The sequence below is a fragment of the Reyranella sp. genome, assembly GCF_004297265.1.
Taxonomy (GTDB): domain Bacteria; phylum Pseudomonadota; class Alphaproteobacteria; order Reyranellales; family Reyranellaceae; genus Reyranella.
In genome coordinates this window covers 12,877-37,199 of the sequence record NZ_SCUT01000035.1, presented here as the reverse complement: position 1 = coordinate 37,199, position 24,323 = coordinate 12,877, and the positions used below count along the sequence as shown (strand labels likewise).

28 protein-coding genes and 1 riboswitch are annotated in these 24,323 nt (G+C 66.5%); of the genes, 11 read left to right on the top strand and 17 right to left on the bottom strand.

Going from position 1 to position 24,323, the window contains the following annotated elements; genetic code table 11:
* Positions 1 to 133: 133 nt before the first annotated feature.
* From EPO41_RS15420 to EPO41_RS15405, 4 genes are all read right to left on the bottom strand, one after another.
* Positions 134 to 1,114 (bottom strand): hypothetical protein, encoded by a 981-nt coding sequence (locus EPO41_RS15420; RefSeq protein ID WP_296326663.1) that lies wholly within the window; start codon positions 1,112 to 1,114, stop codon positions 134 to 136.
* Positions 1,115 to 1,384: 270 nt separating this feature from the next.
* A complete protein-coding gene (locus tag EPO41_RS15415) occupies positions 1,385 to 2,443 on the bottom strand; it encodes a hypothetical protein (RefSeq protein ID WP_296326661.1) in 1,059 nt (352 codons plus the stop codon).
* Between the two features lie 250 nt (positions 2,444 to 2,693).
* Complete coding sequence (locus EPO41_RS15410) at positions 2,694 to 2,915, bottom strand: hypothetical protein (RefSeq protein ID WP_296326659.1); 222 nt, start codon at positions 2,913 to 2,915, stop codon at positions 2,694 to 2,696.
* Positions 2,916 to 2,991: 76 nt separating this feature from the next.
* On the bottom strand, positions 2,992 to 3,831 hold the full coding sequence (locus EPO41_RS15405; RefSeq protein WP_296326657.1) for an alpha/beta hydrolase: 840 nt from the start codon (positions 3,829 to 3,831) through the stop codon (positions 2,992 to 2,994).
* Positions 3,832 to 3,908: 77 nt separating this feature from the next.
* Between EPO41_RS15405 and guaD the strand changes: the two genes are divergently transcribed.
* The 6 genes from guaD (at position 3,909) to EPO41_RS15375 (ending at position 9,721) form a co-directional block, all read left to right on the top strand.
* On the top strand, positions 3,909 to 5,228 hold the full coding sequence (gene guaD / locus EPO41_RS15400) for a guanine deaminase (RefSeq protein WP_296326655.1): 1,320 nt from the start codon (positions 3,909 to 3,911) through the stop codon (positions 5,226 to 5,228).
* 286 nt (positions 5,229 to 5,514) lie between these two features.
* Positions 5,515 to 6,240, top strand: a complete 726-nt coding sequence (locus tag EPO41_RS15395) for a PhoH family protein (protein WP_296326653.1) — start codon at positions 5,515 to 5,517, stop codon at positions 6,238 to 6,240.
* 284 nt (positions 6,241 to 6,524) lie between these two features.
* A complete protein-coding gene (gene uvrC, locus EPO41_RS15390; RefSeq protein WP_296326652.1) occupies positions 6,525 to 8,411 on the top strand; it encodes an excinuclease ABC subunit UvrC in 1,887 nt (628 codons plus the stop codon).
* Positions 8,411 to 8,998 carry a CDP-diacylglycerol--glycerol-3-phosphate 3-phosphatidyltransferase gene (gene pgsA, locus EPO41_RS15385; RefSeq protein ID WP_296326650.1) on the top strand — a complete coding sequence of 196 codons (588 nt, stop codon included), beginning with the start codon at positions 8,411 to 8,413 and terminating at the stop codon, positions 8,996 to 8,998. Before uvrC ends, pgsA begins: the two co-directional genes overlap by 1 nt.
* Positions 8,995 to 9,246, top strand: a complete 252-nt coding sequence (locus tag EPO41_RS15380; RefSeq protein WP_296326648.1) for a MoaD/ThiS family protein — start codon at positions 8,995 to 8,997, stop codon at positions 9,244 to 9,246. Before pgsA ends, EPO41_RS15380 begins: the two co-directional genes overlap by 4 nt.
* A gap of 4 nt (positions 9,247 to 9,250) precedes the next feature.
* A complete protein-coding gene (locus tag EPO41_RS15375; RefSeq protein ID WP_296326647.1) occupies positions 9,251 to 9,721 on the top strand; it encodes a molybdenum cofactor biosynthesis protein MoaE in 471 nt (156 codons plus the stop codon).
* A 155-nt stretch (positions 9,722 to 9,876) separates the two neighbouring features.
* Here EPO41_RS15375 and EPO41_RS15370 read toward each other — a convergent pair whose 3' ends face one another.
* The 8 genes from EPO41_RS15370 to EPO41_RS15335 all read right to left on the bottom strand — a co-directional run bounded on the left by EPO41_RS15370 (position 9,877) and on the right by EPO41_RS15335 (position 16,989).
* The gene (locus EPO41_RS15370) at positions 9,877 to 11,577 is read right to left on the bottom strand and encodes an FAD-dependent oxidoreductase (RefSeq protein ID WP_296326646.1); all 1,701 of its coding nucleotides are present in this window, start codon (positions 11,575 to 11,577) and stop codon (positions 9,877 to 9,879) included.
* A 37-nt stretch (positions 11,578 to 11,614) separates the two neighbouring features.
* Complete coding sequence (locus EPO41_RS15365; protein WP_296326645.1) at positions 11,615 to 12,574, bottom strand: HesA/MoeB/ThiF family protein; 960 nt, start codon at positions 12,572 to 12,574, stop codon at positions 11,615 to 11,617.
* A complete protein-coding gene (locus tag EPO41_RS15360) occupies positions 12,571 to 13,170 on the bottom strand; it encodes a thiamine phosphate synthase (protein ID WP_296326643.1) in 600 nt (199 codons plus the stop codon). Before EPO41_RS15360 ends, EPO41_RS15365 begins: the two co-directional genes overlap by 4 nt.
* A 4-nt stretch (positions 13,171 to 13,174) precedes the next feature.
* Positions 13,175 to 13,951: a thiazole synthase gene (locus EPO41_RS15355; RefSeq protein WP_296326641.1), complete on the bottom strand. Its 777-nt coding sequence runs from the start codon at positions 13,949 to 13,951 to the stop codon at positions 13,175 to 13,177.
* Positions 13,952 to 13,953: 2 nt separating this feature from the next.
* Complete coding sequence (thiS, locus tag EPO41_RS15350) at positions 13,954 to 14,151, bottom strand: sulfur carrier protein ThiS (RefSeq protein WP_295144617.1); 198 nt, start codon at positions 14,149 to 14,151, stop codon at positions 13,954 to 13,956.
* Positions 14,120 to 15,154, bottom strand: coding sequence for a glycine oxidase ThiO (thiO, locus tag EPO41_RS15345; RefSeq protein ID WP_296326639.1), 1,035 nt, complete (start codon positions 15,152 to 15,154; stop codon positions 14,120 to 14,122). The genes thiS and thiO overlap by 32 nt, the downstream gene beginning before the upstream one ends.
* Positions 15,123 to 15,240: riboswitch (TPP riboswitch) on the bottom strand. (Overlaps the previous gene by 32 nt.)
* 42 nt (positions 15,241 to 15,282) lie before the next feature.
* Positions 15,283 to 16,203 (bottom strand): branched-chain amino acid aminotransferase, encoded by a 921-nt coding sequence (locus tag EPO41_RS15340; protein ID WP_296326637.1) that lies wholly within the window; start codon positions 16,201 to 16,203, stop codon positions 15,283 to 15,285.
* Between the two features lie 144 nt (positions 16,204 to 16,347).
* Positions 16,348 to 16,989: a glutathione S-transferase gene (locus EPO41_RS15335; protein ID WP_296326635.1), complete on the bottom strand. Its 642-nt coding sequence runs from the start codon at positions 16,987 to 16,989 to the stop codon at positions 16,348 to 16,350.
* Positions 16,990 to 17,091: 102 nt separating this feature from the next.
* On the opposite strand from EPO41_RS15335, the gene EPO41_RS15330 reads away from it, so the two are divergent.
* The 4 genes from EPO41_RS15330 to EPO41_RS15315 all read left to right on the top strand — a co-directional run bounded on the left by EPO41_RS15330 (position 17,092) and on the right by EPO41_RS15315 (position 20,820).
* Positions 17,092 to 17,589, top strand: a complete 498-nt coding sequence (locus tag EPO41_RS15330; RefSeq protein ID WP_296326633.1) for a MarR family transcriptional regulator — start codon at positions 17,092 to 17,094, stop codon at positions 17,587 to 17,589.
* Positions 17,590 to 17,595: 6 nt separating this feature from the next.
* The gene (locus EPO41_RS15325; protein ID WP_296326632.1) at positions 17,596 to 18,300 is read left to right on the top strand and encodes a response regulator; all 705 of its coding nucleotides are present in this window, start codon (positions 17,596 to 17,598) and stop codon (positions 18,298 to 18,300) included.
* Entirely contained in the window at positions 18,297 to 19,652 is a 1,356-nt protein-coding gene (locus tag EPO41_RS15320; protein ID WP_296326630.1) for an ATP-binding protein, read from the top strand. The genes EPO41_RS15325 and EPO41_RS15320 overlap by 4 nt, the downstream gene beginning before the upstream one ends.
* A 76-nt stretch (positions 19,653 to 19,728) precedes the next feature.
* Positions 19,729 to 20,820 (top strand): branched-chain amino acid aminotransferase, encoded by a 1,092-nt coding sequence (locus EPO41_RS15315; protein WP_296326628.1) that lies wholly within the window; start codon positions 19,729 to 19,731, stop codon positions 20,818 to 20,820.
* 7 nt (positions 20,821 to 20,827) lie between these two features.
* Here EPO41_RS15315 and EPO41_RS15310 read toward each other — a convergent pair whose 3' ends face one another.
* The 5 genes from EPO41_RS15310 to EPO41_RS15290 all read right to left on the bottom strand — a co-directional run bounded on the left by EPO41_RS15310 (position 20,828) and on the right by EPO41_RS15290 (position 23,987).
* Positions 20,828 to 21,166, bottom strand: coding sequence for a tRNA-binding protein (locus EPO41_RS15310; protein WP_296326626.1), 339 nt, complete (start codon positions 21,164 to 21,166; stop codon positions 20,828 to 20,830).
* Between the two features lie 100 nt (positions 21,167 to 21,266).
* Complete coding sequence (locus EPO41_RS15305; RefSeq protein WP_296326625.1) at positions 21,267 to 21,701, bottom strand: phasin family protein; 435 nt, start codon at positions 21,699 to 21,701, stop codon at positions 21,267 to 21,269.
* Between the two features lie 129 nt (positions 21,702 to 21,830).
* Positions 21,831 to 22,454: a TetR/AcrR family transcriptional regulator gene (locus EPO41_RS15300; RefSeq protein WP_296326623.1), complete on the bottom strand. Its 624-nt coding sequence runs from the start codon at positions 22,452 to 22,454 to the stop codon at positions 21,831 to 21,833.
* Positions 22,451 to 23,248, bottom strand: a complete 798-nt coding sequence (gene proC, locus EPO41_RS15295; protein ID WP_296326621.1) for a pyrroline-5-carboxylate reductase — start codon at positions 23,246 to 23,248, stop codon at positions 22,451 to 22,453. The genes EPO41_RS15300 and proC overlap by 4 nt, the downstream gene beginning before the upstream one ends.
* A gap of 4 nt (positions 23,249 to 23,252) precedes the next feature.
* Complete coding sequence (locus EPO41_RS15290; RefSeq protein WP_296326619.1) at positions 23,253 to 23,987, bottom strand: enoyl-CoA hydratase-related protein; 735 nt, start codon at positions 23,985 to 23,987, stop codon at positions 23,253 to 23,255.
* Positions 23,988 to 24,056: 69 nt separating this feature from the next.
* Here EPO41_RS15290 and EPO41_RS15285 point away from each other — a divergent pair, with 69 nt between their 5' ends.
* A complete protein-coding gene (locus tag EPO41_RS15285) occupies positions 24,057 to 24,323 on the top strand; it encodes an accessory factor UbiK family protein (protein ID WP_296326617.1) in 267 nt (88 codons plus the stop codon).

The window sequence follows — 24,323 nt, the reverse complement described above, 5'->3', positions numbered from 1 at the left end:
ACGACCCCAAGAATGTGCCAGCGAAGGTCATGCCAAGTTCGCGGCGGCGGCCGCCAGCGCACGACAGGACTGGACGTCCTGCCCGGAGGCCTCTCCTCCGCTCGACGATTCAGAGGCACACGATTGAAGGCAACTATGCACTGCCGGAAGTGGTTGCATCCGCCTGAAACGCTGCCGCTGCTGGCGGTGCCTCGAAATACGCCGTGTTCACGCCCATCGAAGCGAGCAAGGCCAAGGCCTCGCGGCGCAGGGTCGGATCCCTGGCGGCCTTGACGACCGACTCCGGCACGGACCATGTCGCAGTCCTGCGGCTGGCGCGGGAACCGGTCAGGCTCCGCCCGAGTTCCCTCTCTACAGCCATGATGTGCTCGCGCCGCGACAGGTCGACAACGGCGTCGATCATAGCCGTTTGCCAGCGATCGAGCCTCAGGTGCGCCAAGATCGAAGACAGGACGCGAACAGGCTCCGCTCGCAGGACGTCTTCTGCCACGATGTGGACCGCTCCCGGTACCGCCTCCGCCATTGCCTGATAGGAAATGATCAGTTTGGCATAAGAGGGTAGTGCTTGCTGAAACACATACTCGTCGAACGGCAACTCCACCGGCCGTCTACCGGGTCGGTTGTAGGCGCGTCGGATTTCATTCTGACTGTAGCTGAAACAGCCGACCGCTTGTTCGATGGGGTCGCCGTAGACGAGGACCATGCGCTGTCCGGCGTGGGTCCAGGCGGCGGCATCGACATCGGCGACAGACACCGGAACAAAAGCGTGGGGCGCCAGATCGACCGGCACATGCCCGTAGTTCATTCCATCGTGGAGATAATCATACCCCGGCGCGGAAAACCTGGTGCTCGCCCACCAATCGAACTTCGAGGAGAGTCTGTCGAATCCAGGACAAACCGTGTGTCCGATGAAAAGATGGCGCGACGGCACCAGATCAGGCGCCCAAAGGAGTGGCCCGCCGCTCATATGGTCGAAGTTGAACGAAGGACCTGCGGAATTGCCGATACGCCGTCCGCTCAGCCGGTCGACGATATGGCCGCCTTGCTGAAGATGCGACAGGAACGCGAACGTAAAGCGAAGAAACCAGACATCAGTGCCCGGCACGCTGGCCACCACCGGAAGTATTTTGACAGGACGATGAGCATGTCGCGTTAGAGCTTGCAGCATCCGTTCGAGCATTTACACCGACCACTACTTGGCAGGTCTCAAAGCATTGATTGCAGGAGGTGACCATGTCGCTCATAGAAGCCACATGATGCGGGCGGTTGCAATCGGGCAGGGTTCTCACTTTTTCTTTGGTTTTGGGCGCCTCCGACATGCGGAGGCAACGACAAAAGGGGGGGGGGCTGCCGTACAGGCAATGGTCACTCGATGCCCGCAGCGTCAACGGTCCGCCGTCTTCGTCAGGAGCCGCCGGTTGACGAGTTCGCGCAGGACGAGATCCGCCACCGTGCGATTGCCCTCGGCCGAATGGTGGTCGGAGCGGTAGAGCGCGTCGGCGCCGCGGGCGTCGACGGCCGTCTTCAGCGTATCGGACAGATCGAACGGGATGAGGCCCGCGGCGGCCGCACAGCCCAGCACCTTCTGGACGGCGCGATGATCGGCGGTCCCGTACAGCCCGTTGTCCTTCCAGTAGCCGCGGCTGTACTGTGCCATGACGACAACCGGCACGCCGAGGGCGGCGAGCCTCGGCATCAGCAAGCAGGCGATCGCCTCGCCGCTGCCGGCCGGCGCCCCCCGGACCTCGCTGAAATACCAGCCCTGCTGCAGGCCGAGCCGGTCGACCACGAGTTCGGCCAAGGCGGACCGTCCGAGCCACTCGGCCGCGACGGGAAAGCGGATCGGCTCGCCCGGCTTTCCGGGGACCGGCACGTTATGCAGATCGAGCCTGCCGTCCGTCGCGGTGAAGTATGGCTTCTCACGGCTCCAGGCGACCTTGAGTTCCGATCGCTTGATATCGCCGGGCGTGAAACTGGCGACGACGAAGAGCGGCTTCACTTTCGGGACGAGCTGCTCGGTGCTGAGCACCATCTGGTCGAAGGCGTATCCGCTCACGCCCGCATTCACGACCTTCCGGCCGACCATGTCCTGAAGATAGGCAGGCCACGTCTCATCATCCTTCACCTCGTCACCCTTGGCGAAGGACGAACCGGTGACGAGGATGGGCGGCTCGGCGAGGGACGCCTGCGGAGATGAGCGGCGGAATCCGTCAGAATCGGAATTGTAGGGAGCCGACACGCAGTTCGCCGGCGCAGTCCAGCCGATTGCTGCACTATAGACGTACTGGCACCTTTCGCCGCCCGGGCCGGTGCCCATGCGCCGGTGAGCCAGGTTGGGCCAATGCACGAGCCCCTCGGAGCCCCACAGGACCAGCCGGTACCCCACTTCGAGCAGCGCCAGCGACACCAGGACCGAAACGGTCACCAGAGCGATGCGTGCCACCCAACCTGTTGTTTTCGAACGGAGCTCTCGCTCGCCTTTCGGGACAGCACCAGCTGCCTCTCGATCGACGCTCATCCTTACCCAACCTCCAGACGCGCCAGTTTATCATCGGGGCGCGCCGAGGGGGATGTGACGCTGCGTCGTAGAAATCCGAGGACCGGAACGCGGCACCGGGCCGTCGAAGGTCCATGATCGTCAGATAGGGAACGGACGACGTGACCGCCGCAGCTCGGACAGGTTCCAGTGATTCTCAGCGACGGACGATCGGGCCCGCTGCCTCCTCGAACGGTATCGCATGCAGACAGGCGAAACCCTCATCCGTGAGCTGCGGATAGTCGCGGTTTCCCGTGACAAGGCCGAGCCTCGCCAGTTGCGAGAAGTCCTGCCGGACGCCGAGGCCGCTCAGCGACAGGCCGAGGGCCAGTCGTCGAACGATGATCTGCTGGGGAACGCTGAGTTCGGAAAGCGTCATGGGCATCGAGACCCTAGACGCCCTTGCTTACGCACCCCTGACGGACCCAGGACTCCAGGCATCGGCGCGCGACTCCTCAATCGCCGCGACGCGCCAGACGTGCCGCTGTCGTCGCAAGCGCCCCGTCGGGCGCCTCGAGTTCGTCCATGATGGAGAAGTGGTTGAGTCCCGCGAGTGGCAACAACTCACTCGGGAGCCCCGCCTCGCGACGCGCCTCGTGATAGGCGACCGACTGGCGCTGCAGCTCGGGCAGCTCGCCGGTTCCATAGGCCAGGACGACCGGCGCGCTTTTCTTCGGCAAGTGCAGGATCGGACTGGTTTCCGCCGCCTGCGCCGCGGTGAGCAACAGCTTGTCGTTGAGATAGTTCAAGCGACAGGGCTCGACGTCGTAGATGCCACTGATGGCCAGGCCGGCATCGACCTCGTCCATCGCCAGCGTCGTCGCTGTCAAGTGCCCGCCTGCCGACCAGCCCGAGACGACCAGCCGATCCTGCCCCACGCCATGGCGCGGCCCTTCCCGGCGCAACCAGCGCACGGCTTCGGCGATCTCCGCGACGATGGCCGGCAGGGTAGCCTCGGGTGCCAGCGTGTAGCCGAGGAACGCGACGTCCATGCCGTTTGCCAGGGGCCCCGCCGCCATGCAGGCGAACGTCTCCCTGGCGTTGCGCTGCCAGTAGCCGCCATGAATGAAGGCGAACAAGGGCGCCTTGGCCGCGCCGCATCGGAACAGGTCGAGCTTGTTGCGGGGCAACGGCCCATAGGCGAGGTCGAGGCTTTCGGCGTGGCTCGCCCGGAAGCGTTCGCTGCGCGCGATCCAGCCATCGCGGCGCGGGCCCGAATCGGCCACTGCGTTGGTATTGTCGTAGGCCTTGTCGAGTTCAGCCCGCGTCATGCCGCGCCACACGATCTCACTCATCGCCGAATCTCCCGTTGCAGGCCTCCCCTGTACCACACCCCTTCCCCGCTTTGCCGTTCGGTGCGAACGTCGGCTCGATGTCTTCCCCCAACCGACCGACCGCCATACGCGGCCCGGCCCTCACCTTCACCGGTGATCCGTTCCGCGACGGAATCGAACGGACACTGGTCCACGAACCCGATGCGATCGTGGCCATGCGGGACGGGCGCATCACGCATTTCGGACCGGCCGCCCAGGTTGCCCCGCTGCTGCCCACGGGCATCGAGATCAGGGATTTCGGCAAGGACGCGCTGATCTCGGCAGGCTTCATCGACACCCATGTGCATTTTCCGCAGACGCCGATGATCGCGAGCCATGGCGCCCAGCTCCTCGACTGGCTCGACCGCTACACTTTTCCGACCGAGCTGAAATTCGCCGACCGCGCCTATACGCGGCGCGTGGCCCGTGCGTTCCTTCAGGAGAACCTGCGCAACGGCATCACGACCAGCTGCGTCTACTGCACCGTGCATGCCCATTCCGCCGACATCCTGTTCGAGGAGGCGGAGGCGCTCGGCCTGCGGCTCGCCGCCGGCAAGGTGCTGATGGACCGCAACGCGCCGGACGGGCTGCGCGACGGCGCCCAGTCCGGTTACGACGATTCCCTGGCCCTCATCCGCAAATGGCATGGCCGCGGCCGCCTGCTCTACGCCATCACGCCGCGCTTCGCCGGCACGAGTTCACCCGAGCAACTCGCCGCCGCCGGCGCCCTCTGGCGCGCCCACCCGGACTGCCTGATGCAGACGCACATCGCGGAAACCCAGGCCGAGGTCGCCTGGATCAAGGAACTGTTTCCGGAGCGCTCCGGCTATCTCGACGTCTACGATCATCACGGACTTTGCGGCAAACGCGCGGTGTTCGGCCACGGCATCTGGCTGGGCGACGACGAGCTGGAGCGCCTGCACGCCGCCGACGCCGCGATCGCCCATTGCCCGACCTCGAATTTCTTCCTCGGCAGCGGCATGTTCGACATCGCGCGCGCCAAGCACGCCGACCGGCCCGTCCGCGTGGGCCTCGGCACCGATATCGGCGCCGGCACGTCCTTCTCGATCCTGCAGACGCTCAACGAGGCCTACAAGGCGGCGCAGCTCAACCGTAACCCGCTGTCGGCCGCCCACGCCTACTACCTCGCGACGCGCGGCTCGGCCGCGGCCCTGCATCTCGAAGACAAGGTCGGCAGCATCGCGCCCGGCATGGAAGCCGACCTCGTGGTGCTCGACATGCGCTCGACGCCCCTGATCGCCTTCCGCATGGACGAGGCAAGGGACTTCGCCGAACAGCTCTTCATCCAGATGATCCTGGGCGACGACCGGGCGGTCCAGGCGACCTATGTCGCCGGCCGGAGGGTCCACGGAAGTTGAAGACGGATTGCTTTCCCTAGGGTGAATTTTCGGCGACAGACCATAAATATGGTGGCCGAGGGGCCAAATTGGGACTAGGCTTTCTTTGGTAACTGAGGGAGGGTTTTTATCCGTTCGAGGACATGTCCCCCGACGGAAACTGGTTCACCGGTGGAGTATCCGCCGCGTGCCCTATCGGCCTCACCCTTCAGTCAGACCACCGATCGCCAACGCCTCCGCTCGCCGGGGGCGTTTTTGTTTTGGGCGATCGCTCCCGCTCCTCTGACCATGACACCGGAGTACGAATATGGCCAAACGCGCCGCACGCCGAGCCAAGCTGCACGCTATCGATAGCGCCCGTATTCACAGCGTCGTTTTCGACCAAACTCCGGCCAACGATCGAGACCAGAGCTACATCAAGAAGATCCGACCGAGGAGCGACAACCAGCGGGTATTGATGGAGGCGATCGAGGCGAAACCCCTCACCGTGGCCCTCGGACCCGCCGGCACCGGCAAGACCTACCTGGCGATCGCCGCTGCCGTCGAAGCCTTGGAGAACGGCACGGTCTCGCGGATCGTGCTGTCGCGGCCGGCTGTGGAAGCCGGCGAGAACCTGGGATTTCTCCCGGGCGACATGCGCGAGAAACTCGACCCCTACCTGCGCCCGCTGTGGGACGCGCTGAACGACCGGATGGGCCCCAAGCGTCTTGCCCAGCACCTCGACGATGGCACGATCGAGATCGCCCCGGTCGCCTTCATGCGCGGCCGGACACTGAACAATGCCTTCGTCCTGATCGACGAGGCCCAGAACTGCACCTATGGCCAGCTCAAGATGCTGCTGACCCGGCTCGGCTGGCACTCCACCATGGTTATGACCGGCGATCCGGACCAGACCGACCTGCTGCCGGAACTGTCCGGACTGGCCGCGATCGGGACCCGGCTGGAGGGGCTCGACGACGTCGCCGTGGTGCGACTCACGCAGGAAGACGTGGTTCGCCATCCGCTCGTCGGACGCATGCTGTCGGTGCTGTAAAGCCACCGAATTTATCCACATATCGAAGCGCGGCGGCCGATTGGATCGAAAAGGGAACAAAAAGGTTGGCCAGCTTTTTCTGACTGAAGCCAACGCCGCCAAAAAGCAAATCGGAACAGCAGGTTGAGCGAGGGGTGGCGGGCGACTGCCACCCCTCCTACATTGAGTCAATATAATGACTCTGGCATAACGGCCGCGCGACGTACGGCTTCTGCACAGACTTCCCCACATGCCCCTGATCGCCTTGTGCAGACGCCCGGGCGGGGCCATTTTCCGCGTCCCAGATGACCGACGAAACCGACACCGACCTGCCTCCCAGCGAAGGTTCGCTCTCCGACGGAATGCGGATCATCGCGGACTTCGTGCGGACCCTGCCGCGCAAGCCGGGCGTGTACCGCATGATCGCGGCCGACGGCGAGGTTCTGTATGTCGGAAAGGCGCGCTCGCTGCGCAGCCGCGTCGCCGCCTATACACAGCCGACCCGGCTGGCCACGCGCCTGATCCGCATGGTCTCCGCGACGCGGACCATGGAATTCGCCGTCACCGACAGCGAAGCCGAGGCGTTGCTTCTTGAGAACAACCTGATCAAGCGCTTCCGGCCGCGCTTCAACGTGCTGCTGCGCGACGACAAGTCGTTTCCCTACATCGTCATCCGCCGCGACACAGACTGGCCGCAATTGGCCAAGCATCGCGGCACCCGCGAGCCGGCCAACGAATATTTCGGACCCTTTGCCTCGGCCACCGCGGTCAACCGCACGCTCTACGCCCTGCAGCGCGCCTTCCCGCTGCGGTCCTGCTCGGACGGCGTCTTCTCCACCCGCACGCGGCCCTGTCTGCAGTACCAGATCAAGCGCTGCACGGCGCCCTGTGTCGGCCGCATCGGCAAGCCCGAGTACGATGCCATCGTCGAGGACGTGCGCGGCTTCCTCGGCGGCCGCAACCGCGAGATCCAGCAGACCCTGTCGCAGCGCATGGAGCAGGCTTCGGCCAACCTTGAATTCGAGGCCGCCGCCATCCTGCGCGACCGCATCCGCGCGCTCGCCCACATCACGTCGCACCAGTCGATCAGCCTGCCGTCGATCGACGAGGCCGACATCTTCGCCGCACATGCCGAAGGCGGGCAGATCTGCATCCAGGTGTTCTTCCTGCGCGCCGGCCAGAACCTGGGCAATCGCGCCTACTTCCCGAGTCACGGCAGGGAGCTCGACGAGGCCCAGGTGCTGGAGGCCTTCATTGGCCAGTTCTACGAAGCCCGGCAGGCGCCGAAGCTGATCCTGACCAGCCACGACGTGGCCGAGCGCGAGCTGATGGAAAGCGCGCTCGCTCTGTCGGCCGGCCACAAGGTCGAGATCCGCCAGCCCAAGCGCGGCGACCAGAAGGACGTGCTCGACCAGGCGGTGAACAATGCGCGCGAGGCGCTGGCCCGCCGCATGGCCGAGCGCGGCACGCAGCGCACCCTGCTCGAAGGCGTGGCCCGCGTGTTCGGCCTCGATGCGCCGCCCGAGCGCATCGAGGTGTACGACAACAGTCACATCCAGGGCACGGCGGCGATCGGCGCGATGATCGTGGCGGGTCCGGAGGGCTTCAACAAAAACGCCTACCGCAAGTTCAACATCAAGACCGAGGGCGCCGCGGGCGACGACTTCGCCATGATGCGCGAGGTGATGACCCGCCGCTTCGGCCGTGCGCTGAAGGAGAATCCCGAGCGCGACGACGAGCATTGGCCGGACCTGCTCCTGATCGACGGTGGCCAGGGCCAGCTCGAAGCGGTGCGCCAGGTGATGACCGAGCTCGGCCTCGAGGACATCGCCCTGGTCGGCATTGCCAAAGGACCCGACCGCGATGCCGGCCGCGAGCGTTTCTTCATGACCGGCAGGCCGCCCTTCTCGCTCGAGCCGCGCGATCCCGTCCTCTACTTCCTGCAACGGCTACGGGACGAGGCGCATCGCTTCGCGATCGGCACTCATCGCACGCGTCGTGCGGCAGACATGACGCGCTCGGCGCTCGACGAGGTTCCCGGCATCGGCGCCGGCCGCAAGCGTGCACTGCTCAATCATTTCGGCAGTGCCCGCGCTGTTTCGGGCGCAACCTTGGAAGACATCAAATCGGTGCCGGGAATCTCCGATGCACTCGCCCAGAAAATCCATGACCACTTCCGGGGCGGCCGGTAATGTCCGGGTCGATGCTGTTCAACCTTCCCAACATGCTCACCCTGTCGCGCATCGTCGCGATTCCGCTGGTGGTCGCGTGCTTCTGGCTCGATCGCGGCTGGGCGCAGTGGCTATCGATGGCGCTGTTCGTGGCCGCCGCGGTGACCGACTGGTTCGACGGCTATTTCGCGCGGCGCTATCACCAGATCTCACGCTTCGGCCGCTTCCTCGACCCGATCGCCGACAAGCTTCTGGTCGCCGCCGCCCTGGTCATGCTGGTCGACAACAGCACGCTCGCCGGCCTGAACGTGCTGGCCGCTCTCATCATCCTGGCGCGCGAGATCCTGGTCTCCGGCCTGCGCGAGTTCCTGGCGGAACTGCGGGTCGGCCTGCCGGTGAGTGCGCTCGCCAAATGGAAAACAGCGGTGCAGATGGTCGCGATCGCGGCGCTGCTCGTGGGCGACGCCGCGGCGCACTGGGTGACGCAGGCCGGCATCGTGCTGATCTGGATCGCCGCCGCCCTCACGCTCATCACCGGCTACGACTATCTGCGCACCGGCCTGCGCCACATGGCAGAGGACGCCCCTTCATCGGGTGGGCAGAAGTGAAGATCCGTTACTTCGCGTGGATGAAACGCACCGTCGGGGTGCCTGAGGAAGAGGTCACGCCCCCGGCCGACATCGACACAGTGGGCGACCTCATCGTGTGGTTGCGCGCACGCAGCCCCGGCCATGCCGAGGCGCTGGCCGAAGGAGCTGCCTTTGGCGCCGCGGTCGACCAGCGCACGGCAACCTTCGACGTGAAGCTGGCCGGCGCGCGCGAAGTCGCCTTCTTCCCCCCCTTCACCGGCGGCTGACACCATGACGGTGCGCGTCCAGGAAACCGACTTCGACATCGGCGCCGAGCTGGCCCATCTCACCGACGGCAACAGGCGGATCGGGGGGCTCGCGGTGTTCGTCGGCCTCGTGCGCGAGATGCATGTGCGCGAGGGTTATCATCGCGACCGCATCGACGCGCTGACGCTCGAACACTATCCGGGCATGACCGAAACGGCGCTGCAGGAGATCGAGACCGAGGCGAACCGGCGCTGGCCGCTTGAGGCAACCTTGATCGTGCACCGCTACGGCCGCATGGAACCGGGCGAGCGCATCGTGCTGGTGGCCGTCGGTTCACCGCACCGCGAAGCCGCCTTCGAAGCCTGCGAATTCCTGGTCGACTGGCTGAAGACCAAGGCACCCTTCTGGAAGCTGGAAGACACGCCGAAGGGCGAGCAGTGGGTCGGCGCCCACGAAGGCGACGACGCAGCGGCGGCGCGCTGGGAGAAGAAGTAGGTCCCCAACCATCAAAGCCCGTCGTCTCGACCGTAGCCGCGCAAAGCGCGGCGAAGTGGAGAGACCTTCTCTCAACAATCAGCTGGCTTTTGGTGGAAAGAAGGTCTCTCCACTCCGCGCCTTCGGCGCTCCGGTCGAGACGACGAATCTAATGACTATTGCTTCCTCTCGGCCGCCTCGTTTATCGCCTCCAGCACGCCGTGGATCTGGGCAACCACGTTGGCGCCTTCGCCGATCGCCGCGCCCACGCGCTTCACCGAGCCGTAGCGCACGTCGCCGACCGCGAAGACGCCCTGCACGTTCGTCTCGTAGGCGAGCGGCGGACGCTCGGGACAGGGTGCCTCGACGTCGGTGCCTGTGCGGATGAAGCCGGTGCGGTCGACGTCGATGCCGCAATCCCTCATCCACTCCGTCGCAGGTTCCGCACCCAGGAACTGGAAGACGTGGCGGATCGGCCGGTGCGTATCGTCGCCGCTGGGACGGTGACGCCACTTCACGCCGCGCAAACCGGTCTGCTCTGAGCCGACGAGCTCGACGATCTCGGTTTCCGCCAGTACTTCGACGTTCGGCGCCGATGCGATGCGATCGATGAGATAGCGCGACATGGTCTCGGCGAGGCCGGGGCCGCGAACCAGGACCCAGACCTTTGCGGCATGGCCCGACAGGAAGACCGCCGCCTGACCCGCCGAATTGCCGCCGCCGACGATGACGACCTCGGCATTGATGCACAGCTTCGCCTCGATCGGCGAGGCCCAGTACCAGAGGCCGCGATTGAGGAAGTGATCGAGGTTGGGCAGCGAGAGCTTGCGGTAACGCGCGCCCGAGGCGATCACGACGGTCTTGGCCTGCACCTTCCAGCCGTCGGTCATTTCCAGGGTCATCGGCCGCTCGAGGCCGCCACCGCAATCGAGCCGCGCCACTTCGAGCGGGATGACGAACTGCGCGCCGAACTTCTGCGCCTGCACGAAGGCGCGCGCGGTCAGCGCCTGACCCGAGATGCCGGTCGGGAAGCCGAGATAGTTCTCGATGCGGGCGCTGGCGCCGGCCTGGCCGCCGAAGGCGCGGGTTTCGACGACCAGCACCGACAGGCCTTCGGAGGCGGCATAGACGGCCGTGGAAAGACCCCCGGGGCCCGAGCCCACGATCGCGATGTCGTAGATGCGCGGCTCGGCGCTTTCCTGCAGCAGGCCGATGCAGAGGGCCAGCTCCTGCTCGCTGGGATTGCGCAGGATCGTGCCGTCGGGACAGACCACCAGCGGATAATCCCCGGCATCGGGCGACAGGCGCTCGATCATCTTCGCCGCGTCGGGATCGGTCTCGGGATCGAGGATGGTGTGCGGCTGGCCGTTGCGCGTCAGGAATCCCTGCAGGCGGATCATACCCGGCTGGGTGAGTTCGCCGACCAGAATCGGCCCGACCAGATTGACCTCGATCAGGCGCACGCGGCGCAGGATCAGCGCCCGCATGATGCGCTCGCCGAGTTCCGCCTCGGCGACCATCAGGGCGCGCAGCCTGTCGTGCGGCACGATCAGGGCCTCGACATCCTCTTCGGCGCGGACGTCGACCATCGCCGGCTGGCCCGAGAGCTCGGCCAGCTCGGCCGCGAAATCGCCCGGTCCCATTTCGACGATGGGCGAGACATGACCCAGACCGTCATGGCCGAGGATGGCGATCCTGCCGGACAGGATGACCGACATGCCGGGACTGTCCTCGCCCGTGCGCGCCAGCAACTCGCCCGCCTTGAAATGCTGCTTCCTGCCGAAGCGTTCGATGCGCTTCAGCTCGGCCATCGTCAGCATGGGATACATCTGATGGCGGCGAGTCTCTTCCATCGTCGGGGGAACGGGATTGGCCACGCCGGAGCTCCTCTGGTGCGGGGCCAGTTTGACTTCCCTAGCCCAAGGCCACCAGCGCAAGATTCGTGACACCCCGTTCGCGCAGCCGGTCGGCCGCCATCAGCGCCCGCTGTCCGCTGCGGCAGGCCAGCACGACCCGGCCCTCGGGCGTGCCCAGCTCGTCGATCGTATCGACGACCAACCTTCGCGCGCCGGCGAAGGGTGAGACCGGTGCCTCGTCGAGGCCGCGCAGGTCGACCACGATGTCGTCGGATTTCACCTGATCGGGCGCGATGAACGCCACCTGTTCGTCGGGCTCGGGACTGCCGGCAAAGCCGAAGCCGCCAAAGGCTACGCGCTTCGCATCGAAAGTGACGACGCGGCCCAGCACCGAAGGTTCAAGACCCAGCAGATGATGAAGCGTGAGATGCGCCTGCAGGCCACCCAGCACCGCGACCGCCGTGCCGATCACGCCCACCGTGGCGCAGGTGCCGCCATCGACCGAGACTTCGGGGAACACGGCACGATAGCTCGGGCCGCCGCCGCAGAAGGCGCCGGCATAGCCGGTCATGCCGATCACCGAGGCGCTGACCAGCGGCTTGCCGACGGCGTGGCAGACGTCGCTCAGCATGTAGGTCACGGCAAAGCTGTCGGCGGCATCGACCACGATGTCGGCATCGGCGATCAGCGTCGCGGCATTCTGCGGCGTCAGCCGCTCGGCGACCGTGTCGACGCGAACATGCGGATTGAAGCGCTGCAGCGTGGCGCGCGCCGCCTCGGCCTTCAGCTTGCCGATGTCGGCCATGCCGTAGAGCGGCTGGCGATGCAGGTTCGTCTCCTCGACCGTGTCGTGATCGACGATCGTGAGCCGGCCGACGCCGGCACCGCTGAGATACTGCAGCACCGGACAGCCGAGGCCGCCGGCGCCGACGACCAGTACCGACGCGGCGGCAAGGCGCGTCTGCCCCTCTTCGCCGATCTCGGGCAGCACGGCCTGGCGGGCGTAACGGGTGGTCATGGCTTTCTCGTCGCCGCGATCCAGGCCTTCGCCTGACCGATCGGATCGGCATGGTTCACGATGTCGCCCACCACCGAGGCGATGTCGGCGCCGGACTTCAGGCACAGCAGCGCGCGTTCGAGCGTCAGTCCGCCGATCGCGACCAGCGGCCGATTGCCTACAAGCTTCTTCCATTCGGCGAGACGCTCGGTGCCCTGCGGCGCCCACGGCATCTGCTTCAGCACGGTCGGCCAGATCGGGCCCAGCGCGACATAGTCTGGATCGATGGCCAGACCCTTGTCGAGTTCGGCATGGTCGTGCGTGCTGACACCGATCCTGATGCCGGCGCGGCGCACCGCCTTCACGTCGGCATCGACCAGGTCTTCCTGGCCGAGATGGACCCACGAGCAGCCCTCGTCGATCGCGACCTGCCAGTAATCGTTCACGATCAGGTCGGCGCCATGCTGCGCGCAGACGGCTTTCGCCTCGCGCACCTGGCGGCGGATCTCGGTTTCGGGCTGGTCCTTGATGCGCAGCTGGATGAGCTTCGTGCCGACCGGCACCAGCTTCAGCACCCAGCTCGAATCGGGCACCACGGGATAGAATGGATCGAGCATCTCTCTAATCTCCAAGCGCGGCCTTGCCGATCACCGGCGTCGACGGCACGGCCATGTCACGCGGTTCCATCGGCCGCGCGAGATAGGCGGCGCGGCCGGCTTCGACGCCGAGCGCGAAGGCGCGCGCCATCTCGACCGGATCGCCCGCTTCGGCCACCGCCGTATTGAGCAGAACCGCGTCGTAACCCAGCTCCATCGCGGCGGCGGCATGCGAGGGCACGCCCAGTCCGGCATCGACCACCAGCGGGATGTCGGGGAAGTGCGCGCGCATCGACCGCAGGCCGTAAACGTTGTTCAGGCCGCGCGCCGAACCGATCGGCGCGCCCCACGGCATCAGCACCCGGCAGCCCGCCTCGACCAGCCGCTCGGCCACCACGAGATCCTCGGTCGTGTAGGGGAACACCTCGAACCCGTCCTCGGAGAGGATGCGCGCAGCTTCCACGAGACCGAACACGTCGGGCTGCAAGGTGTCGGCTTCACCTATCACCTCGAGCTTGATCCACGGCGTGTCGAACAGCTCGCGCGCCATGTGGGCGGTCGTCACCGCCTCCTTCACCGAGTGGCAACCGGCCGTGTTGGGCAGCACGCGCACGCCCATCGACTGGATGAGAGACCAGAAGCTCTGGCCGGCCCGCCCCGCGCCGCTCTCACGCCGCAGGGAGACGGTCACCACCTGCGCGCCTGACGCCTTGACCGCGCGTTCGAGGACCGCCGGCGAGGGATAGCGCGACGTGCCGAGCAGCAGCCGCGACTTCAGCTCGACGCCATAGAAGGACGACATGATCATCCTCCCTGCATCGGCGCGACGACTTCGATCCTGTCGCCGTCGGCCAGCTCGGTGCGAGGTCGCGCGGCCGCGGCGACGAAGCGGCCGTTCACCGCCGTCGCAATCTTGCGGCCACCGAAGCCCAGCGTTTCGAGCGCCGCGGCCAGGGTGCCTGGCGCGACCTCATGCATGTCGTCGTTCAGGAATATCCGCATCTCTCGTCTCCAGAAGTACGGTATCGGCCACCTGCCGTGCCAGCCAGGGCGCGAGCAGGAAACCATGCCGGTAGAGCCCGTTGGCGTGCAGTACACGGCCCGTGCGCCTGACGCAGGGCAGGTTGTCGGGAAAGGTCGGCCGCAGATCGGCACCCAGCTCGACGATCTCGGCTTCGCCGAAGGCCGGATGCAGCGTGTAGGCCGCATTCAGCAACTCGACCGCCGAACGCACGCTGACGGCGCGGCGTTCCTCGCTCTCGATCATCGTCGCGCCGATCATGAAGACCCCGTCGCCGCGCGGCACGATGTAGAGCGGGATGCGCGGATGCAGCAGCCGCACCGGCCGCGACAGCGACACGTCGCGGGTCCGCACCACCAGCATCTCGCCCCGCACGCCGCGCAGCTCGGGCAGCGCGTCGCGGGCGGCCATGCCGCGGCAATCGACGACGAAGTTCGCGTCGACTTCCGACGTTTTGCCCTCCACGCCGAACCGGATCGGAACGCCGCGCGCTTCGAGACCCGCGGCGAGCGATGTCAGCGCCTTGCGCGGATCGAGATGCGCCTCGTCGGCAAAGAAAAGCGCACGGCGGAACCGGCCGGCGAGATCGGGTTCGAGGGAAGCGATGCGGTCGCCGTCGATCCAAGCGTAGCGTTCGGTCCGTGCGGCGAAACGCGTGAGGTCGGCGGCATCGCGCGGCGGCGTGAGGACCAGGCTGCCCTGGCTGACGGTCCCGGGAAAATGACGCCGCCACCAGTCGATCGACGGCTCGCCCAGACGGGCGACGATCTCGTCGGTGGTCGCCCGCTCGCACCACGGCGCCAGCATGCCGCCGGCCATCCACGAACAGGCGCTTTCGCCCAGTTGACCGGCGCGCTCCAGCAACTCGACGGCGACACCACGCTCGGCAAGCTCCGTGGCGCAGGCCAAGCCTGCGACCCCGGCTCCGATGATTGTTACGACAGGTCGATCCAACACCGCTGACTCCCGTTCCTTCGCCGGCATGACCCGGATCAGGTTCAAAGGGTTCAGCCGTTAAGGCTGTCTCAGCCCGTCTCCCGCAGGAAGATCAGGCACCCCTCGGACGCCATCGAGAAAAGGGGATTGCGGACCCCGATGTCAAGACATCCCGGTCACGCCGCCAGCGACGGGGCCGGCGTCATGAGATGCGTCGCCTCGCCGAAGCCTTCGCTGTCGGGCTCCCGCACCAGCGTCTGGAAGTCGGCCATCAAGGTCTTCGCGATGGGGCCGGCCTGGAAGTGGTGCTGGTCGATCGAGCCGACCGGCACGATCTCGGCCGCGCTGCCGCACAGGAACACTTCGCTCGCGGCGCCGAGCTCTTCGGGCATCACGTCGCGTTCCTCGACCGTCCAGCCACGCTTCTTCGCCATGCCCATCACCGCGCGGCGCGTGATCCCGTCGAGGAAATTGTGCGGCGTCGGCGTCACCAGCTTGCCGTCGATCACCAGGAAGATGTTGGCACCCGTCGTCTCCGCGATGCGGCCCTTCCAGTCGAGCATCAGCGCATCGTCGAAGCCGGCCTTGAGCGCGCGGTCCTTCTCGATGCCGCAGATCACGTAGAGACCAGCCACCTTGGCATGGCCCGGTGCCGTCTCGGGCGAGGGCCGGCGGTATTTGGCCATGGTCACGTTGATGCCGGCATCGCGCGCCTGCACCGACAGGCGGCCTTCCTGAGCCCAGGGGGCGATGGCGAGATGGACCGTCGTGCCGATCGCCGACACGCCCAGCACTTCCGAGCCGCGCCAGGCGATGGGGCGGATGTAGCCGGCAGTGAGATTATTGGCCTTCACCACGGCGCGGGTCGCCTCGTCGATCTCTTCGCGCGACCAGGGCAGGTCGTAGTCGAGCAGATTGGCCGAGCGGATCAGGCGCGCGCTGTGGGCGGCGAGGCGGAAGACGCGGCCGTCATAGATGCGCTCGCCCTCGAAGACGGCCGAGCCGTAGTGCAGCGCGTGGGTCAGCACATGCATCCGGCTCTCGCGCCACGGCACCAGCTTGCCGTCCAGCCAGATGAAACCGTCTCGGTCGTCCATGGTTAAGGACATTGCGATATCCTTCATAGATTGATTCCAAATAGGTCTCTGAGGCAATCCCCAGAACAACTATCTGGCTTGATAGGTCAATATTATTGACCTTGTCAATTGCGCTGACCTTGCGCGCTTTTCGCCCACCGGGTTTCAGGTGAGGAGAAGGGGCATTCCCGGGTCGCCCTTCTGCATTGCCCGCTGGTAGGCAGGACGGGCCGCGATGCGCTGCAGGTAGGCGCGAATCGCCGAATAGGATGCGAGATCGTAGGGCAGGAAGTAGCGCATGGTCGTCAGGGAGAAGACGGCCATGATGTCGGCTGTCGTGAACTCGGCCCCGGCCAGGTTATCGGCTTTCCCTAGGCGCGCCTCGACGAGACCGAGGGCCAGATCGAGACGGCCCTTCATCGCGCGAAGTATGGGATTTTCCGCCGGGAGGTCGAGCCGGCCCAGGATCATGTTGCGGCCCGTCGCCGGCTGGAGCGTGCCGTTCGCGAAATGGAACCAGTAGAGGAACCGCGCGAAGTCGGGATGGTCGGGCGCCAGCACCAGCCGGCCCTTGCCATAGCGGGCGACGATGTATTCGACGATGGCCCCCGATTCGGCCAGCAGAACGTCGCCATCCTGGATCACCGGCGCGGCCCCGAGCGGATGCAGGGCCTTGTACGCCGGCGGCGCGAGCCGTGTGACGGCGTCGCGATCATAGATCTTCAGCTCGTAGGGGATGCCGAGTTCCTCGCAGAGCCAGACGATCCGCTCGGACTGCGACATGCCGAGATGATGGACGGTGAGCATGGAGCCCTCGCATGGTTTGAGAAAATTTCCGAAGGGAGTTCGCAAGGCCAGACCGGGTCGCACGGGGTGTCAACGCAGCCCGCCCGCACTATAAAGGATGGCGTGGAATCCAGAGCCCCTGCCAATCCCCTGTTCCTGCGCGACGAAGAGCTGCGCCAGGGCATCGAGCTGATGTTCTATGCCTATCGCGACTTCACCTTCGAGTCCGACCAGCAGCTCCGGCACTACCAGCTCGGTCGCGCCCATCACCGCGCCCTCTATTTCATCGGCCGCCATCCCGGGCAGACGGTCGGTCACCTCCTGTCGATCCTGAAGGTCACCAAGCAGTCGATCAGCCGCGTGCTGAAGGACCTGCTCGAGCAGGGCTATGTCGAGCAGAAGAGCGGTGCACGCGACCGCCGCGAGCGCCTGCTGTGGCTCACACCCAAGGGCCAGGAGCTCGAGCGCGACCTGACGGACCGCCAGAGCCAGCGTTTCGCGCGCGCCTATCGCGAGACCGGCGCGGAGGCGGTCGAGGGCTTCCGCAAGGTGCTGCTCGGCCTGCTCGACCCGGCGGAGCGCCAGGTGGTCGACAAGCGATTGCGCGGCGGCGGCCGCTAGCGCGCCATGGACGCGTCGACCGAAAAGCCGCACATCCTGGTCGTCGACGACGATACGCGCCTGCGCGAACTCCTGAAGTCGTTCCTGTCGCGCAACGACTTCCGCGTCTCGACCGCGGCCAGCGCTTCGGAGGCGCGCCAGCGGCTGAGTTCGCTCGATTTCGACCTGATCGTGCTCGACGTCATGATGCCCGGCGAGACCGGACTCGAATTCGCGACCGAGCTGCGGCGCACCGACGACGTGCCGATCCTGATGCTGACGGCGATGGTCGAGACCAAGGATCGCATTGCCGGCCTGGAGCGGGGCGTCGATGACTATCTCGGCAAACCCTTCGAGCCGCGTGAACTCCTGCTGCGCATCCAGAGCGTATTGCGCCGGGGCCGGCCGGCCGGCACGGCCGCCGCCTCCGAAGCCCAGCGCCAGGTTACGTTCGGCCCCATGCAGTTCGACCTCGAACTGGGCGAACTCACCGTCAAGGGCAAGCGCATGGCGCTGACTGACGCGGAGATTGCCCTGATGCGCGCCTTCACCGGCCGTATCGGCGAGGTGCTGAGCCGTGAGACGCTTTGCAAGATCATCGGCGCGTCCGTGAACGAGCGCGCCATCGACGTGCAGGTGACGCGGCTGCGGCGCAAGATCGAGCCCGACCCGTCGTTCCCGCGCTACCTGCGCACGGTGCGCGGCCAGGGCTACCGGCTGGTCGACGCATGAAGTGGAGTGCCGTCGGCGACATTTTCGAGCGCATCGCGCAGTGGTCGGACAGGCATTCGCCGCAAACCCTGTTCGCGCGCGCCCTCATCATCATCGTCGTGCCGATGCTCCTGCTGCAGGCGCTGTCTGCCTGGTGGTTCTACAGCCAGCGCGGTGACAACGTCACCAACCGCCTCGCCATCCTGCTGGTCCGCGACCTGCGCCTGCTGATCTCGCTGCGCTCGGACTTCCCAGACGACGAGCATCGCGACTGGATCCTGCGCCGCTCCGCGCAGGATCTGCTGCTGTTCGTGTCGTTCCGCAAGGGCATCGTGCGGCCCTTCAAGGAGCCGGAATATTTCGACATCGTGGCGCGCGAGGTGCAGGGCGCGCTCGAGGCCGACCTGAAGCGGCCCTTCTTCCTCGACAACAATATCGGCGGCGGCCAGCTGCTGGTCGAGATCCAGCTCTCGGACGGCGACGTGATGGACATTCTGGTGCCGCATGTGCGCCTCACCTTCGGCTCTAGTTTCGCCTATGTCCTGGCCCAGCTCGGCCTTGCGCTGGTCCTGTTCGGCCTCGCGATCTGGTTCATGCGGCGCGAGCTTGTGCCCATCGAGCATCTCGGCGTGGCGGCCGACGCCCTGGGCAAGGGACGCGACGTGCCCGACTTCGCCTTCTCCGGTGGCACCCGCGAGGTGCGCAACGCCGCCACCGCCTTCCACACGATGCGCATCCGCCTGCGCCGCTCGATCCAGCAGCGCACCGAGATGCTGGCCGGCGTCAGCCACGACCTGCGCACGCCGCTCACACGCATGAAGCTCTCGCTGGCGCTGCTGCCGGACTCGCCGGAGGTGCGGGAGTTGTCCGACGACGTCGACGACATGCAGCGCATGATCGAGGGCTATCTCGCCTTCGCGCGCGGCGAGGGCGACGAGGATCCGGTCATGTCGGACCTCTCCGAGATTCTCGAGGATGTCGCAGCCGGCGCGCGCCACGGCAATGCCAGCCTCGAGCTCTCCTGGAAGGGCGACATGAACGTCGAGCTGCGGCCGATTGCCATCAAGCGCTGCCTGACCAACATCGTGTCCAATGCGCAGCGCTACGCCAGCGAGATCCGGATAGAGGCCGTGCGCGGCCGGACGTCGGTCGAGATCACGGTCGACGACAACGGTCCCGGCATCCCGCCCGAGAGGTACGAGGACGTGTTCCGGCCCTTCCTGCGTCTCGACCAGTCGCGCAATGCCGCGACCGGCGGGGTGGGGTTGGGCCTTAGTATCGCCCGCGACGTAGCGCGCAGCCACGGCGGCGACGTCACGCTGGCGGCCTCACCGCTCGGCGGTTTGCGCGTGATCGTGCGAATTCCGCTGTGAGCGGCGCCCCGGGACTTGCGGCCCGGCCGCCTGTGGTAGACTGAAGGAAATACTTCAGAGAGAAATGTCCAAGACAATGTCCAAGACACCGCTTCAGTTCACGCACGTTCCCCATCCGTCGCCGCTTCCCGCCGAGAAGCGCGCGGAACTCCTCAAGAATCCGGGTTTCGGCCGCGTCTTCTCCGATCACATGGTCACCATCCGCTACCATGAGTCCAAGGGCTGGCACGATGCGAAGGTCGAGCCGCGCGCGCCGATCCCGATGGATCCTGCCGCGGCCGTGCTCCACTACGCCCAGGAGATCTTCGAGGGGCTGAAGGCCTATCGCACGGCCGACGGCGGCGCGACGCTGTTCCGCCCGCTGGAGAACGCCCGCCGCTTCCAGCAGTCGGCCGAGCGGCTCGCCATGCCGGTCCTGCCCGAGAACGTGTTCCTCGAGGCCGTCGACCAGCTGGTGAAGATCGACCGCGCGTGGATTCCGGAGGGCGACGGCAGTCTCTACATCCGGCCCTTCATGTTCGCCAACGAGATCTTCCTCGGCGTGAAGCCCTCGTCGGATTACCTCTTCATCGTCATCGCCTCGTCGGTCGGCGCCTACTTCAAGACAGATGCGCCGGCGGTGTCGGTCTGGGTCTCCGAGGATTTCACCCGCGCGGCCCCCGGCGGGACTGGCGCGGCCAAGTGCGGCGGCAACTACGCCGCCAGCCTGCAGGCGCAGGCCGAGGCGACGCGTCACGGCTGCGACCAGGTCGTGTTCCTCGATGCCGTCGAACAGCGCTGGATCGAGGAGCTGGGCGGCATGAACATCTTCTTCGTGTTCGACGACGGCTCGATGATCACCCCGCCGCTCGGCGGCACGATCCTGCCCGGCATCACGCGCAGCTCGCTGCTCACTCTGGCCAAGGACAAGGGCATCAAGGTGAGCGAGGAGCGCTATTCGATTGAGCAGTGGCGCAAGGATGCCGCCAGCGGCCGCCTGCGTGAGGCCTTCGCCTGCGGTACCGCCGCCGTCGTCACGCCGATCGGCACGGTTCGCAGCAAGGACGGCGAATTCAGGATCGGTAATGGCGGTTCGGGCGCAAAGACCGAGGAACTCAAGGCCGTCCTCGTCGACATCCAGCGCGGCCGCACGGCCGACCCGCACGGCTGGATCCACAAGGTCTTCTAGGCCGCACCTAGAACAGCTTGCCGCCGTTGGGCACGGGCTTGGTCGGTGCGATCAGCACGACGCTGCCATCGGCGGCGGGGAAGCCGAGCGTCAGGACTTCGGACATGAACCTGCCGATCTGGCGCGGCGGGAAATTGACCACGGCGGCGACCTGACGGCCGACCAGTTCTTCCGGCGTGTAGTGGATGGTGATCTGCGCCGAGGATTTCTTCGTGCCGATCCCACCACCGAAATCGATCAGCAGGCGATAGGCGGGTTTGCGCGCGCCTTCGAGGGGCGCGGCTTCGAGGATCGTGCCGACACGGATGTCGACCCGTTCGAAATCTTCGTAAGCGATGTTTGCCATGATGGGCCGAAACTAGAGCGGTGGGCGCAAAAGAAAAGGGGCCGCGAATGCGGCCCCTTCCCGATCGGCGACTGGCCGATCGACGCTTACGCTGAAACGCTTACTTCTTGGCGATCGCGGCCTTGACCTCTTCGGTCAGCTCGGCGACGCGGGCGCTGAGCGCCGTCACGGCATCGGCCTGGCTCTTGGTGTAGAGGTCGGCCAGTTCCTTGGTGTTGGTGATGGCCGAGTCGTAGGACTTCTTGATGAAGTCGATCTGCTTGGCGGCCTTCTCCTCGACGGTCGCGGCGGCGAGGACTTCGCTGCCGTGCTTGGAGAAGTCTTCCATCGCGGCGCGGACCATGTCGCCCTGGCGCTGCGCGATCGTCTTCATCTGCTCGACGGCGGCGGTGTTGAGCGAGGTGATGGTCGCGAAGTTCTTGCGAGCGGTCTCGACGAATGTCTCGACATTCACGGTCGGGAGCTTGAACTCACCGGCGACCTTGCTGAAGTCGAAGTCGGCGAAGGGGTTCTTGAAGGCACCGTTGGCGTACATGGATATCTCCTTGGGGGACAAAGCAAGGCTGAGCTGGGGTGCCCCGCTTTGCTGCGGTGCACAATGAAGCTCAATTTAGGGATGCATTGCAGTGAGTCAAGGGGAGTTTTTGTGCACTGCACAAAATCCTCACGCCTCGGGCGAAACCGGAGATTCGGGCGGCGCGCTGGCGCGCGGAGATTTCACATATTTGTCAAAGAGTTGCGACCAGCGCTCGGCCGTCTTCAGGCGGTTGTCCAACGCCGCCATCGTCTTGGAGAGATCCTGGGTGTCGTCCCGGTCGAACACCCGCGATACGGCGTAGTGGATGGCCAGCAGGCCATTCTGCCGCAGCGCACCGGGGACCCCATCGCTGGCCAGCGACGCAGCTTCCAGCATCGCCGCCATCGAGCGGCGAAGGCCCGGTCCCATCGCCATCGCGAGCATCGGGTCGCGCGTCCCCGCGCGACGCAGCGCCCGCAGCGCCGCACGGTAGGGCCGGAGTGCGTCGTAGCGGCGCATCATCACGTCGAACAGGCGATCACGTGCCGTCTCCTCCGGATCGACCGAGGACGGCGTTCCCGCCATCACCTCCGCGTCGATGCGCGCCATGAAGGCCGCCGCCAGCGCGGTCTTGTCGGGGTAGAGGCGATAGAGATCGGCGAAGCCCAGCCCCGCCGCCTCGGCGACGTCGCGCAACGCCACGTCGGCATAGCCTTTCTCGGCGATCAGGCCGAGGAAGGCGTCGAGTGCTTTCTCGCCATCCGCACTCATCCCGCCAGTTCCTTCGAACGATGAGAGGCGGCCGCGAGAGCCTTGTCGAACACCGGTTGGATGCCGTCGCTTGCCATCAGGACCTGCAGGGCTGCGGCGGTCGTGCCGCCGGGACTGGTGACGTTAACGCGCAGCTGCGACGCCGGCTCCTTCGATTGCTTCAGCAACTCCCCGCTGCCCGCCACGGTCGCGCGGGCGAGCTGCATGGCCATCTCGGCTGGAAGGCCGGCCTTCACGCCCGCCGCGGCCATCGCCTCGACCAGCAGGAAGACATAGGCCGGGCCACTGCCCGAGAGCGCCGTGACCGGATCCATCAGCGCCTCGTCGTCGGCCCACAGGACCTGGCCGACCGCTTCGAGCAGCTCGTGGCAGCGCTTCCGCTCCGCCGCCGTCACGCTCGCCGCCGCCGTCGCCACGGTGATGCCCTGGCGAACCGCCGCCGGCGTGTTGGGCATGGCGCGCACGATCTTGGCCGTGTGGCCGAGACGGGCGGCGAAGTAGCCCAGCGTCTTGCCGGCCGCGATCGACAGGAACACCGCGCCCTGCCCGGCAAACCGCCGGAGATCGGTCAGCGTCTCGTCCATCGACTGCGGCTTCACCGCCAGCACGACGATCGCCGGCGCCTCCGTCACCTCGGCCGAGGAGGAGACGACGCGGACGCCGGCGTGCCGAGGGCGGATCGCCTCGACCGGCTCGGCCACGACGATGTCGGCGGCCGGGAGGCCGCGCGCCAGCCAGCCGTCGAGCATGGCGCCGCCCATCTTGCCGCAACCGACCAGCAGCAGCTTGCCCATTGTCCTAGCGTCCCTTGAATTTGGCGGAGCGCTTCTCGCGGAAGGCGGCGGCGCCCTCCTTGCGATCCTCCGAATTGGCGATGGTCTCGAGCTTGTAGCGCTCGGGCACGAAGACCTCGGCCGGGCCGCGCGGCAGGGTCTGGTTGGCGAAGTCGCGCAGGGTGCGGATCACCAGCGGCGCGGACTGGGCGATGACCGAAGCCATGCGGCGCGCCTCGGCGCGTTCCTCGCCGAGCGGCACGACCTTGTTCACGAAGCCGACGTCATAGGCGCGCTTCACGGAGATCTCCTCGCCGAGCAGCAGCAGTTCCATCGCGACCTTGTGCGGCATGCGCGAGACAATGCCCGGCATCAGACCACCGAACACGCCGACCTTGGCCTCGGGGTACATGAATTTCGTCGTATCTGCAGACACCATGAGATCGCAGGTCATCACGAGGCAGATGCCGCCACCGATCACCCAGCCCTGGGTGGCGGCGATCACGGGCTTGGTGAGCGCGTGGCTGACATGCGGCACGGCCTTCCACATGGCGGCGGGTGGATTGGTGAGGTCGGCACCGACGCAGAAGGCCGGTCCGTCGGCCTGCAGCACCGCGACCAGGTCGTCGCCCGCCTCGAAGGCGCGATAGGCCTCGTAGAGCCCGTCGCACAGCTCCTGGGTGAGCGCGTTGCGCTTCTCCGGGCGCGCCATGGTGATGGTGGTGATGCCTTCGCTCGACTCGACTTTGACCAGACTCACGGCGTCCTCCAGTGCTTCTTGCGCCGGATGCTACCAGCCGCCCATACTCGCCGCATCAGGAGACCTGCCATGCAAACCCGCAATCCGTTCATCGACGACCTCACCAAGGTGGCCAACGGCGCCATGGGCGCGCTGACCGGCATGAAGGACGAGGTCGAGGCCCGCTTCCGCGACCAGATCGCCAAGATCCTGGACGGCATGGACATTCCGCGGCGCGACGAGTTCGATGCCGTGAAGGCGATGGCCGCCAAGGCGCGCGAGGAGAACGAGGAGCTGAAGAAGCAGATCGCCGATCTGCAGGCCAGGCTCGGCAGCCCTTCCGGCCCCGAAGCCTAG

What these genes read in the sequence shown, in the direction of transcription:
- EPO41_RS15410 (WP_296326659.1), bottom strand. Translation starts at nt 2,915, where the DNA reads ATGACGCTTTCCGAACTCAGCGTTCCCCAGCAGATCATCGTTCGACGA.
- EPO41_RS15405 (WP_296326657.1), bottom strand. Translation starts at nt 3,831, where the DNA reads ATGAGTGAGATCGTGTGGCGCGGCATGACGCGGGCTGAACTCGACAAG.
- guaD (WP_296326655.1), top strand. Translation starts at nt 3,909, where the DNA reads ATGTCTTCCCCCAACCGACCGACCGCCATACGCGGCCCGGCCCTCACC.
- EPO41_RS15395 (WP_296326653.1), top strand. Translation starts at nt 5,515, where the DNA reads ATGGCCAAACGCGCCGCACGCCGAGCCAAGCTGCACGCTATCGATAGC.
- uvrC (WP_296326652.1), top strand. Translation starts at nt 6,525, where the DNA reads ATGACCGACGAAACCGACACCGACCTGCCTCCCAGCGAAGGTTCGCTC.
- pgsA (WP_296326650.1), top strand. Translation starts at nt 8,411, where the DNA reads ATGTCCGGGTCGATGCTGTTCAACCTTCCCAACATGCTCACCCTGTCG.
- EPO41_RS15375 (WP_296326647.1), top strand. Translation starts at nt 9,251, where the DNA reads ATGACGGTGCGCGTCCAGGAAACCGACTTCGACATCGGCGCCGAGCTG.
- EPO41_RS15365 (WP_296326645.1), bottom strand. Translation starts at nt 12,574, where the DNA reads ATGACCACCCGTTACGCCCGCCAGGCCGTGCTGCCCGAGATCGGCGAA.
- EPO41_RS15360 (WP_296326643.1), bottom strand. Translation starts at nt 13,170, where the DNA reads ATGCTCGATCCATTCTATCCCGTGGTGCCCGATTCGAGCTGGGTGCTG.
- EPO41_RS15355 (WP_296326641.1), bottom strand. Translation starts at nt 13,951, where the DNA reads ATGTCGTCCTTCTATGGCGTCGAGCTGAAGTCGCGGCTGCTGCTCGGC.
- thiS (WP_295144617.1), bottom strand. Translation starts at nt 14,151, where the DNA reads ATGCGGATATTCCTGAACGACGACATGCATGAGGTCGCGCCAGGCACC.
- thiO (WP_296326639.1), bottom strand. Translation starts at nt 15,154, where the DNA reads ATGCCGGCGAAGGAACGGGAGTCAGCGGTGTTGGATCGACCTGTCGTA.
- EPO41_RS15340 (WP_296326637.1), bottom strand. Translation starts at nt 16,203, where the DNA reads ATGGACGACCGAGACGGTTTCATCTGGCTGGACGGCAAGCTGGTGCCG.
- EPO41_RS15335 (WP_296326635.1), bottom strand. Translation starts at nt 16,989, where the DNA reads ATGCTCACCGTCCATCATCTCGGCATGTCGCAGTCCGAGCGGATCGTC.
- EPO41_RS15325 (WP_296326632.1), top strand. Translation starts at nt 17,596, where the DNA reads ATGGACGCGTCGACCGAAAAGCCGCACATCCTGGTCGTCGACGACGAT.
- EPO41_RS15320 (WP_296326630.1), top strand. Translation starts at nt 18,297, where the DNA reads ATGAAGTGGAGTGCCGTCGGCGACATTTTCGAGCGCATCGCGCAGTGG.
- EPO41_RS15315 (WP_296326628.1), top strand. Translation starts at nt 19,729, where the DNA reads ATGTCCAAGACACCGCTTCAGTTCACGCACGTTCCCCATCCGTCGCCG.
- EPO41_RS15310 (WP_296326626.1), bottom strand. Translation starts at nt 21,166, where the DNA reads ATGGCAAACATCGCTTACGAAGATTTCGAACGGGTCGACATCCGTGTC.
- EPO41_RS15305 (WP_296326625.1), bottom strand. Translation starts at nt 21,701, where the DNA reads ATGTACGCCAACGGTGCCTTCAAGAACCCCTTCGCCGACTTCGACTTC.
- EPO41_RS15300 (WP_296326623.1), bottom strand. Translation starts at nt 22,454, where the DNA reads ATGAGTGCGGATGGCGAGAAAGCACTCGACGCCTTCCTCGGCCTGATC.
- proC (WP_296326621.1), bottom strand. Translation starts at nt 23,248, where the DNA reads ATGGGCAAGCTGCTGCTGGTCGGTTGCGGCAAGATGGGCGGCGCCATG.
- EPO41_RS15285 (WP_296326617.1), top strand. Translation starts at nt 24,057, where the DNA reads ATGCAAACCCGCAATCCGTTCATCGACGACCTCACCAAGGTGGCCAAC.